The sequence below is a fragment of the Rhodosalinus sediminis genome, from assembly GCF_003385555.1.
Classification (GTDB): Bacteria; Pseudomonadota; Alphaproteobacteria; order Rhodobacterales; family Rhodobacteraceae; genus Rhodosalinus; species Rhodosalinus sediminis.
The window spans coordinates 1-10808 of the sequence record NZ_QOHR01000040.1 but is presented as its reverse complement, the minus strand read 5'-3'; the positions used below and the strand labels follow the sequence as shown (position 1 = coordinate 10808).

Below are 10808 nucleotides of genomic sequence, written 5' to 3'. Positions count from 1 at the left end.
TCGCTCCATGATCTCGCGCAGCACCACCACACCTGCGTCTCCACTCAGCCGCTCGGCCTGGCTCTCGACGCGCAGGGACCGGTTGAACGCCGTGGCGACCGGCTGTCGCGCATCACCAATGGCGTGCTCCGAAAGATGCTGTCGGATTTCGTTTAGCAACTTGATTCTAGCGAGTTTTCGCCAACACGCCAGGCATTGCTCGCGACTTCGGTGAATAAGGTAGGATAAAGGTCGTGTAAGTGTCCGCACTCGTTGAGACGCTTCGTGCCCATCGCGTCTGCCGCGTCGTGCAACGTACGCGTAGTCTACATAACGGCTCTATCACTTCGGATAGCCTGAAAACCGAACGTATTTCACTGCAATCCCGTGTCCTACGATGCTTGACACACTATTCGATGGATTCCACGGTAGGGCACGTTCGTCGAGGGTGTCTATCATGCTTAAAAAATCTTTAATTTCCGTTCCGACTCTTGCGCTCCTCTCTGCCTGTGGCGGCGGCGGAGGCAACAGTTCTTCCTCTGACCCCAGAGCTGATATTGCACGGGTGTTCTCAGACGGCAGTGGTGTCGCAAGGGTGGTTTTTTCTGACGGGGCTAAGAGTCTTGTGGTAACGCCCAATGTTGCAAACGAGGTTGCTTATTTTAATGAAAACAACGTGCCAGATGTAACGACAACGGGCGATGCGATTGAGGGCGATGAGGCGCCGGGTGGCGGAATAACGTACGAAGGGGCGATAATCCGTGGTAACCGTGCCGCAAATGTTACCGCCGTGGCTAGTCCATCTCAAGATGCCGCTATCTATTACATCGACTACGTTAATGACGGTGCGATACTTAGGGCTGAGGGGGCGCCTCATGGAAGCTTGCCGGCCGGAGAGTTTACATACACTGGCACAATGGTGATTGGTCTTTGAGATCCAGATCCCAGAGAGCAATACGGCTCTTTTACAATGATTGCGGACTTTGAAGAAGAGCAGTTTGATTTTTCAGGTTCTACGCAATCTGCTGCCTTAAACGGGACCGGTTCAATTAATCCTGCGAATGGAACGTTCGGTGCCAACAATCTTGATTTGACGGCAGCTGGCGACCGAACTGCGCGCATGTATGGTAATATTCACGGTCAGCAGGGCGAGACCGTGTCTGGCGTATTTCATTCAAATGAAAGCAACCCAGTTTTTGCTGGTGCTTTTGTCAGTGCGCAATGATCCTCCCAATCACTGGCGTATAGCACAGAACATTTGATTGCTCTTTAAGTGTTAAGCGAAAATGTATGAGGCTATATTATCGCGCCCTCCAAGTCTCCATGTTCCTGCTATCCGGTACTGGTGCGAGTGGATGCCCTGAGCCATCAACGGATGAGCGTCTAAACTTATTTTGCTTCGCGGAGCGATACGACGGTGAGGTCGTTACTGCAGCCGAAGCGACAAGATATGATTACCAGTTGAAACGTAGTGGCTACGAGCGTGGGCTTGGTCTGCCAGCTCGCGTCAACCAGTTCTCCTTTCAACCTTATGTCGCTCCAATTTTGAGATACGACACAGATATCAATGGTGGCAATCCGGATAAGCCATTGCAGCTTGGAAGCCTGACATTCGTGGGCGACCCAAAGCTCGTCCGCCAAGAAGGTGTCGTCGTTGGTGCGGGGATCGGTGCCTACGGGAGATACTTGGTCGGTGAAGGACGCTACGTAGATTACGGTCTTGGAGCGAGCTACGCCCATTCGCCTGAGCATGACATCGGCATCGAGCGTCGCTTTGCGAGTGTGTGCAGTAAGAACCACGTCGGGAATTGGTGGTACCTCGACGGGTGTATGCGCAGCAGCTTTGTGAAGAAGAACCTGACGGAAGAGACTCGAAACAGTATTAGCTTATCGACTGCAAAGCTGTTCACCTCGTCCGAAGACGTGCATCACGAAGTCAGCGTCGGCGGCACACGTGTCTATGATGAGGACTACCAGCAGAATCAGTTGTCGGTTGGCTTCGAGACGATCTACAGCAACGGCTGGTACAGCGCGGTTGATGCGACGATTGGTGAAGACGTTGATGGCGAAATCGCTGTGCAAAACGCTGTGTCAGCTTCGCTATCTCTTCCCGTGTTCGAGCGCTCTTTGACAATCACTGCAAGCTACAGCGAAGCCGACGGGGCGAAGCTGTTTGGCATCGAGAGAGCCGACTACACGACCTCGCTGTCTGTGGTCTACAGCGTGTACCGTAACATTGATGTGGTCGCAGGGTACACCGAGACCGATAGCTCGATCAACTATTTCGACGAGGCAGCTCCCAGCTTCAGCGTGAGGTTTGAGCCTATCCGATTTTAGCCTGGTTCCCGAGCTCCCGGCAGCGTTTGCATTTTGGAAGCTTGCCTCCGTTTGATTTCTGGGGAAAGCACTTGTAGTCTGCTAGGCTAAAAGCTAATTGGAGCAGCTTGGCTAAAGAGCATGCTTCACAGAAGGGGAGTATTAAATGTACGATCGACTTGTCGGTGGTTTGGTGGTAGGGACACTTCTGGGTGCTTGCGCGAGCAGCGATGTCGGAAATATGCGCGAGACCACGCGCGAAGCCCAGGCTGCAGGCATTCCGACATCGTTTCAGTGTGATGCCAAGCACTTGCGAGCGGACTCAGAGCAGTTTTTTATCGATATCGATGTGGATAAACGTGCGGTCCAAAAGGGCCGGAATGGCGACGTAAGGATTCTGTCCAGGGCGGAAATGGAAGAGCTCGACGATGAGTTTGGTATTTACGAGCCTTTTCTCGTAGAGATCAAGGGCGATCGACTCGTGATTGCTTCGGAAGCAAGCCCTATCGAAAGTATGCCATTGCCTTTTGATGTGCGGGGCGATGTGATTACCTTTACAACTTCTGCTCCCATTGAAGTTAGCATGGAAGGAGTGGTTGTGAAAGGTAGTGCCTCCGGAACTTTGAACACCAAAACAGGCGCACTTCACCAGACTGGCCACATGGTTTTCAGTTCTTCTGGCGGCTCTGCTTCGGTGGAAATGGAAATTAGCTCAATCTGCGCTCAGTCTTCGTAGAAATGGTGGGCTCGCCATATTCACCGAAAGCGTGTGAGCGGCGCGTTTGGCCGTCGTGGGCCCGTTGTCAGGACCGGTCGAGGGGGTGCAGACCCGCCGGTGCGGCGCGACGCCCGTCGAGCGTGTGTGTAGGGCCTTCGACGCTGATGGATGCTCGTCCGTGGCCAGTCGTGGTGTAAGTCGGGCCGTGCCGCCGTGCTCGGCGGGGGCTGTCGGAGCCATCGGTGTCCAGGCGGTCGCGCTCAGGGCCCGGCCCAGTGCATCCGGGCAATCCTTGGCCAGAGGAGAGCNGCCCAGTGCATCCGGGCAATCCTTGGCCAGAGGAGAGCCCAGAAGGGCGCGGCGCTGCTGGAGAGCGCAAGCGTCATCCGGTGGCCCGAGAGGACGGGCCTGGCGCCGGCTGGAGCCCGTGCCTCCTGCGCCGAACCATGGCGCGGCGGGCGATGTGCGTCAGCTGGTAGGCCACCACCGACGTATAGCGCCGGCGACCACGGCTTTCCAGCGTGACGGCTGGAAAGTCCAGGGGAGGAGCTCGTCGATGCGGTTCTTGGGATGGCCGCAGGCGATGGCCTCGAGCGTCCACTCAAGGGGGCGGAGGCTCGACATCCTGCGCGCTGGCAGTTTCGATGAGCGACGGAAAGCGGCTCGGGGCAAAGAGAGGGATGCATCGCCCCCTCCGCCGCATCGCGAACACCCGCGCCACCCGAGAGAGGGTCTCATGGATGCGGGAGCTGACTGGGCAGCGGGAAAGGGAATGCAGAAATGGCTAAGTGTGCAGAATGCGGAAGAGAAATCGGTCTCCTCAATTCCTACGGCCCAGGGGGGGCCCTTTGCAAGAAATGCAACGCTGAGAGGCTGAAGGGACCCGATACGCCTGCGATGCAAGAAAAGCGCGAGCGCGAAGCCGCCGTCGAAGCCGTCACGCTCACGACGGAAGCCTACCCTGAAGGCCTCAAGATCTCGGAGCGGATCGAGGTCGTCACGGCCGAGTGTGCTTTCGGCATGAACGTCTTCAAGGACCTGTTTGCCGGCGTCCGCGACATCGTCGGAGGGCGATCGGAGGCGGTCCAGAAAACCCTCCGGGACTCGCGGCGGGTCGCCCTCTACGAGTTGAAGAAGGAGGCCTTCGAGGTCGGGGCGGATGCCGTGGTTGGCGTGGACCTCGACTACGTGGAGCTGGTCGCGGCCGGCAACATGGTGCTGCTGGTCGCCTCGGGAACGGCCGTGAAGCTCGATCACGGGTAAGTCGGACAGCTGCGGGGTCATCCATCCTACTCGACGATGCCGCTTCGCTCTATGATCTCCCATAGCAGCACAGCACCGGCGTACCCAGTCAGCCGCTCGGCCCGGCTCTCGACGCGCAGGGACTTGTTGAACCCCGCAGCGACCGGCTGTAGCGTTTCACCTATGGCGTGCTCCGAACGTTGGTGTCGGGTTTCGTGTAGCAACTTGATTCTACAGAGCTTTCGCGGGCACGCCAGCCATTCCCCCCAATTTCGATGAATAAGGTGGGTTGACCGAGGTCAATGGCGCATCTGTTCTCAAGCGACAACTTGGTCGAAGCTGCATGGGCGTGCATTCCCCAAGTGATTGCACCCTAGATTGACACCAGTCATCATATGCTTGGTTTCAACCGGTGACTGGCAACTAGGGTTACCGGGAAGAAGTCACGTGCAAGCCGGTGTCGCGCCACGCGAACCAGAGTTTCCCGGTTTCTCGTTGCGCGTCTGGCCGATTCGTCCTACCCATTGTGCGGCGCAATGAGTGTCGAGTTTTGTCACCCCTGTCGGTCTACAGAGGGGACGTCGCGGGGTAGGAGAATCAAATATCCGGATCGGCCAATAACGATCCAAATTCGATTTATCCAGACCTAGCCACAACCGCGACGCGTTCGACGCCAACAGACGGCCACGACGAGGTGGTCCGGTCCCGGATACGATGAGGCTCTCTATTGCTGGGCAAAGTTGTGGATCTCTTCAGGAGCGACGAGTTCAAGCCGTCGGCGGCTGTCTTCCCGGACATCGACCGGGAGCGCATCGCAAAAGAGCTGGACCTGCGAGGTTGCGGTCAGGAGCGCGGCAGAGAAGGGCAGCCAAGTTCGGACGCGAAGGTGCTCGACATGGTCGAGATGAGCGCCGTCTCCCGCGTCGAAGAGCTACGCAGGCGGGGCCTTGAAACCTTCGAGAGCCATCGTAAGGCGTATTCTGAGCGCCTCGCCAGAGCCACTGCTGCCAGGATGGCTGTCGAGCAGGGCACGCGCGATGCGGTGTCAAAGTTTCGCCAGACCGTTATCGAGTACCAGGCGATGATGGTGACGCCGCAGGAAGAACTCAGAGAGGCCTTCAACTGGCGCGAGCAATTTCGAAGGAAACACCGTCTCGGCTCCCGACCGGCTCGCCCGGCTCTTGGTTGGGGCGCCATCATCGGCATAGGGCTGGTGATGATCGTGATCGAGTCGGTGCTGAACAGCTACCTGTTCTCGCAGAGTAACCCGCTCGGACTCGTGGGCGGCCTCATCGCAGCGATCCTCGTATCGGCAGCCAACGTGTCGATCAGCACAGGCTTCGGAATGGCCGGCAAGACCGTCAACTCCCGGAGGTTCTTCTGGAAGCTCGCGGGTCTCCTGCTCTGTCTTGGGTTTGTCGGGTTTGTCGGGATCTACAACCTTGCGGTCGCCCACTTCCGAGATGCTGTCGAAAGCATGAACGATTGGCGGGAGGCGAGCGCCATCGCGCTGCAGACACTGGTGGAGGACCCCATCGGCCTGGCCAATCTTGAAAGCTGGCTTCTTCTCGTCGTCGGCTGTTTCATCTCCATCGTCGCCTTCGTGAAGGGCTTCCTCGCCTCGGACCCCTACCCCGGTTACTCCGGGGTCTCGCAGGCCGTGACCGATGCCAGGGCCAACTATATCCAGCACCTACAGGAGTCGAACGAAACGCTTGAGCAGCAGCGGGACGACGCTGTCGGCGAGCTGCTAGAGACAAGCGAGGAAATCCAGAGGCAGATCAACGACTCTGTCGACGCACTCTTTGGCCAGAGTCATCTCGTCTCATCCGCCAGCGCCTTCTTCGAGCAGTGCGACATCGCGGTCAACTATCTGCTAAGCGTGTATCGAGACTCGAACAAGTCGGCCCGCGAGACCGATCCGCCGGAACACTTTGCGGAAACCTTCGAGTTCGAACGCATCGAACTCAAGCCCGTCGATGTCGAGCGCCGCGATGATGCCGAGCGCGAGGTGAACGAGATCAACTCGTTGATCTCGAAGGCCACCCGGGAAATCTACGCGGCCTACGACGAGGCGGTCGACGCACACCGCAATATCGACGAGCTTCAGGGCACCGAATACGCCCGTCCCCGAAAGCAGACGCCCCCTTCCTTGACGTCCCTCAAAGTGGTCGACGGTAGTTCAGAACAGGCTGAGAGTCAGCAGTCGTGACGCGGAAGAAGAAGCTCAGGGATCGATATCGGAAACGCGGTTCTGGAGGTGGCAACCTCATGTGGGGGATTGTCATCGCCGGCTGTACTGCGCTGATCGCAAGCGCAGTCGCATTCGCAGTCTCACAGCAATCGGGGCGGTCCTTCAACGAAGCAACCTTGTGTACGGGGGACGGCGCGGACCATGTCACTGTCGTCCTCCTTGACCTTACGGACCCGCTCAGCGCGACGCAGGCGAGCCGGCTGGGGACGATGCTCGACCGCGAGATCGCTACGAGTGCTGACGACACGATGATGTCCTTCGGCATTGTCAGCGACGACGACAGCGAATGGGGAGCCCGGTTCGCGCGCTGCAAGCCTCCGACCGGTGCAGATGCCAACGAGCTCTACGAGAACCCGCGCTTGATCGCTGAACGCTACCGGGAAGAGTTCGAAGCTCCTCTGGAGGCCACGCTGTTCGAGATGATCCGTGCCAGCGAAGCCGACCGATCGCCGATCATGGAGGCCCTTCAGGCCCTGATCGCAGAGACGCCGGACTTTATCTCGACCCCGGGTGAGCGGAAGATCATGATCGTTTCCGACATGCTCCAACACTCCGACACCCTCAGCGCCTACCGCGACCAGGGGTGGGAGCACTTCGAGGCGAGTGGACAGAGCAGCCGGCTCGCCGGGAACCTCGAAAATGCGGACGTCAGGATCATCCGTATCCCCCGCCAGACGAACGCGGATGTTGCGATCTCTGAGGATTTCTGGGTGCGATACTTCGATAAGCAAGGCAGCAACCTGCCATCCGTGACCGTGCTTGGCGATCTGTGAGGTATCCATGGCTCCGAGTTACAGGAAGATCCATGATGTCGGCCCGAGGATGGGGCTCGACCGGGCATTCTTCATCGGCGCGTTCGTGGTAGGCGTTGTCGGAGGCATCGCGCTCAAGGTCAGCAGCGTGCACCCCTTCGCAGCCGCAGGGTTCTCGGCGACCGTCCTCGTGGGCTACGCATTCCTGACCTGGTCGTCCGGTCGCCTGCGACTCGAGCCGGAGGCGGTTGGCGACAACTGCTACTACCTGGGCTTCCTGTTCACACTCGCAAGCCTCGCCGTGACGCTCTGGCAGGTCGCGGAACCACCTCCGGGCACCACACAGGCAGAGCTGCTTCCCGGGATCATCTCGGGATTTGGAGTCGCGCTGTCTTCGACCATCGTGGGAGTTTTTCTGCGCGTTCTCATGATGCAGATGCGTCCTGATTTCGTCGCGGACGAGCACGAAGCGCGGACGAGCCTGTCGGCCGCGATGCGGGACTTCCGCGGACAACTATCTGCGTCGAACCGCGACATGAAAACGTTCACGGTCGAGTCGATCCAGCAAGCAAAAGAGCGCGACGAGCGCATTCGGGCAAGCACAGAGGAGTTCGTGAGGGACGCGCAGAAGCAGCTGGTCGAAATGCAACAGGAGACCCTCAAGACACTCAACCAGTCGGCCTCCGAGGCACTCGCCGGGATATCTCGTGAAGCAGAGCAAGCCTTCGGGCAGACCGCACGCTCGATGGATGAGACACTCAAGGCGGTCTCGGCAACACTCGACGGACTTCAGGACAAGGTATCCAGCCTGGAGTCGGGCATCTCACAGAGCGAGAGGGTCATCCGGGGCTTCACGGCGGACGTCGACAGGCTTCAAACTGAGATACAGAGCGTGGTCAACAGCTTTGGCGCGGTCGTCGAGGACACCGATGGCGGCGTGAAGAAATTCAGCGCAAACCTGTCGCGCGCGGCCACACGCATCGAGACAAAGACGATCCCTGCCCTCGAGGCGCTGGAAGCACGTCTCGACAAGATGCCAAGCCTTGCCGGCCCCTGGGATACCAGCAGGTCTGCCAGTGTGGGTCGCACCGAGCAGCCGATGACCGACAAGGCGGAGACGAAGTAATGGCCCGGTCGAGCACGCGCCAAACGAATGGCCAGCGTGACAGCAGCTACCGCCGAGGCGCCATCATGGGTCTCACGATGGCGGAGGCCTTCATCCTGATCGCCTTCGCTCTGCTTCTTCTCTTCGCCCTCTGGCAATGGGAGACGAACAAGGAAAACACGGCCGCGGTGGAGAGCTTCAAGGACCTCACGCCGAACCAGCAAGAGGAAGCTCTGAAGGTCATCTACCGGTTCAGGGACCTCGACCAGGCCCAGATGGAGCGAGTCCATGACGCAGTGAAAGATGGCGTTTTCCAGGATCCGGCCAACAGCTGGCGCTTCATCACCGACACTGACCTCCAGCGACTGGTCGACGGTGCTCAGAAACTGCCCGAGGACGTCCGCCGCCAGCTTGCGGATCTCGTGGAAGCGCAGCAGGCGGAACAGGTGCTCTCCGAGCTTGGGGCCCTGGAGCGGATCGTGCAGGCCGGCCAGTCGCTGTCGGGGATTACGGACAAGATCGGACAGCTCCAGGCACAAGAGGCACAGGTTGCGCAGTCTCTCCAGAACGAGATCGGCGACACTGTTGCCAACCTCGACGGTGTGATCGGCAACGACGGCTCCATTACGCTGCCTGAAAACGTGGTCTTCCGGCAAGGAAGCGACCAGATCTCGCGGCAATTGCAGCAGTTCCTGCAAGCCGCCTGTGAGCCATGGTTGCGGGTTCTCAGGGACTCGGAATTCCAGATCGCAGAAGTCCGCATCGAAGGGCATGCATCGTCTGAATGGCGCAGCGGATCTACCGTCGAGCAAGCCTACCTGGGCAACCTCGATCTCAGCCAGCGCCGTTCCCAGAGAGTTCTGCTCGCATGCCTGACCTACATCTCCGACGAAGAGATCAAGGCATGGGCACGTTCGCACCTCGTCGCCGTCGGACACTCCTCTGCGCGCCCGGTCCTGAACGACGAGGGAGAAGAAGTCCCAGAGAAGTCCCGGCGTGTCGTGTTCCGCGCGACCCCCGACCGGGAAATCATTCTCGAGGACATCGAGCGTGAAGCTCAGGAAGCTCTCTCGCAGATCTCATACCGCCGTGAACTCTTCGGAAGCTGGGTGGACCAGGACGGCGATTGCCTCGACACCCGCCACGAGATCCTCCAGATCCGATCCGAGGTCCCGGCCGTCCTCACGGCCGATGGATGCCGTGTCGTCGGCGGACGGTGGGAGGACCCCTACTCCGGCATCATGCTGACGCGCGCCAGCAGCGTGGAGATCGATCACCTGGTGCCGTTGGCATGGGCCTGGGACCGTGGCGCTTCCTCCTGGACCGATGCGAGGCGCAACGCATTCGCGCTCGACCGCGGCAACCTGGTCGTCACAGAGTCCACGTTGAACCGCATCAAGTCAGATAGCGGACCCGACGAATGGCTCCCGCCTCAAGAAGCTTATCGGTGTGAGTACATCGAGCGGTTCCTGGAAGTGGTTGAAAAATACGAATTACAGATGCCTGTGGCCGAGCAGGATCGCATCACGAACCTTCGAGCGGTTTCGTGCTCCTGAACCGCGAAGTGACCGGTCGACTTCCGGTTCCGGTAGAACCCGGCCGCGGCTTCTGGCAGCCTGCATGACCCCGCATTATTCACCGAATGCGTCTGAGCGGTGGATTTGGCGGTCGTGGGCTGGTTGTGAAGTCCGGTCGAGGGTTGTGCAGACCCTCCGGAGCGGCGCTGGTCGGAGGAGGTGAAGGGGTGGATCGTCGCAGTGATCCTGGAACCCGCTGCGATGGTGAACGCGGTGGCGCCGCGTGACTTTGCAGTGCGTTCTAAGTCTAGCGGGTATCCTCTGTGCATAGCCTTTTTCTAAAATTTTGCGAAAATTTTGGGAGCGGTAGGGCGCTGCCTAGGCCCGATTCATAGGGGCAATCTGAAAAACTACAAGATACACGTACCAGCCCTTGCTTCGCGGCCTTCGGGTGTCCGGTAAGATATACCTTAGCGGTCACACCAATTTCGTACACTGTGGGTGTCCGCTAGGCTTGTTTTCCTCTTACGGACAGGGCAGTCAGGGGACATGGGCCTAACGGACAGGAATCAATCCGATGCAGACCATCCTTTACGCCCGCGTGTTCATCCGCTCATGGACGCCTGCTATTGGCTGCTGTAATCCAGACGGATTGCGCATGTAAACCTTCTCCTAGCCAGCCCGAAGCCGTGTGATCTTTTCTCCTTGCGGGGCTTAAATAAATCGCTCTACACCGCGTGCGCGTTTCAGTGGGCTTTTGGTCGCCAGTCGTAGATTTCTGAGGCACGTTCGAAGGGTACTGAGCGTTAACGGGCGCCTTGCAAAACAGCTCCGAGTATCAGCACTCCCAGGAGAAAAATAAAAACAACAACCCAAGCCCATACTACATTTTCGCGCCCATCGCTGTCAATCGGCATCCAAACGG

9 protein-coding genes are annotated in these 10808 nt (G+C 58.9%); all 9 read left to right on the top strand.

What is annotated here, in order from left to right; translation table 11 throughout:
• Nucleotides 1-427: 427 nt before the first annotated feature.
• The 9 genes from DRV84_RS15490 to DRV84_RS14390 all read left to right on the top strand — a co-directional run bounded on the left by DRV84_RS15490 (nucleotide 428) and on the right by DRV84_RS14390 (nucleotide 9922).
• On the top strand, nucleotides 428-913 hold the full coding sequence (locus DRV84_RS15490) for a hypothetical protein (RefSeq protein WP_158547820.1): 486 nt from the start codon (nucleotides 428-430) through the stop codon (nucleotides 911-913).
• Nucleotides 914-949: 36 nt separating this feature from the next.
• The gene (locus tag DRV84_RS15485; RefSeq protein ID WP_147298878.1) at nucleotides 950-1204 is read left to right on the top strand and encodes a hypothetical protein; all 255 of its coding nucleotides are present in this window, start codon (nucleotides 950-952) and stop codon (nucleotides 1202-1204) included.
• A gap of 98 nt (nucleotides 1205-1302) precedes the next feature.
• Entirely contained in the window at nucleotides 1303-2316 is a 1014-nt protein-coding gene (locus DRV84_RS15480) for a hypothetical protein (protein ID WP_147298877.1), read from the top strand.
• Nucleotides 2317-2536: 220 nt separating this feature from the next.
• Nucleotides 2537-3031: a hypothetical protein gene (locus DRV84_RS15475; RefSeq protein ID WP_158547819.1), complete on the top strand. Its 495-nt coding sequence runs from the start codon at nucleotides 2537-2539 to the stop codon at nucleotides 3029-3031.
• Nucleotides 3032-3910: 879 nt separating this feature from the next.
• The gene (locus DRV84_RS14410) at nucleotides 3911-4276 is read left to right on the top strand and encodes a YbjQ family protein (RefSeq protein ID WP_239995096.1); all 366 of its coding nucleotides are present in this window, start codon (nucleotides 3911-3913) and stop codon (nucleotides 4274-4276) included.
• A gap of 706 nt (nucleotides 4277-4982) precedes the next feature.
• Nucleotides 4983-6467 (top strand): hypothetical protein, encoded by a 1485-nt coding sequence (locus DRV84_RS14405; protein WP_115981945.1) that lies wholly within the window; start codon nucleotides 4983-4985, stop codon nucleotides 6465-6467.
• A gap of 59 nt (nucleotides 6468-6526) precedes the next feature.
• Nucleotides 6527-7282: a hypothetical protein gene (locus DRV84_RS14400; protein WP_147298875.1), complete on the top strand. Its 756-nt coding sequence runs from the start codon at nucleotides 6527-6529 to the stop codon at nucleotides 7280-7282.
• 49 nt (nucleotides 7283-7331) lie between these two features.
• Nucleotides 7332-8387, top strand: coding sequence for a hypothetical protein (locus DRV84_RS14395; protein WP_115981941.1), 1056 nt, complete (start codon nucleotides 7332-7334; stop codon nucleotides 8385-8387).
• Between the two features lie 65 nt (nucleotides 8388-8452).
• The gene (locus DRV84_RS14390) at nucleotides 8453-9922 is read left to right on the top strand and encodes a GmrSD restriction endonuclease domain-containing protein (RefSeq protein WP_158547818.1); all 1470 of its coding nucleotides are present in this window, start codon (nucleotides 8453-8455) and stop codon (nucleotides 9920-9922) included.
• The last annotated feature ends 886 nt before the right edge of the window (nucleotides 9923-10808 follow it).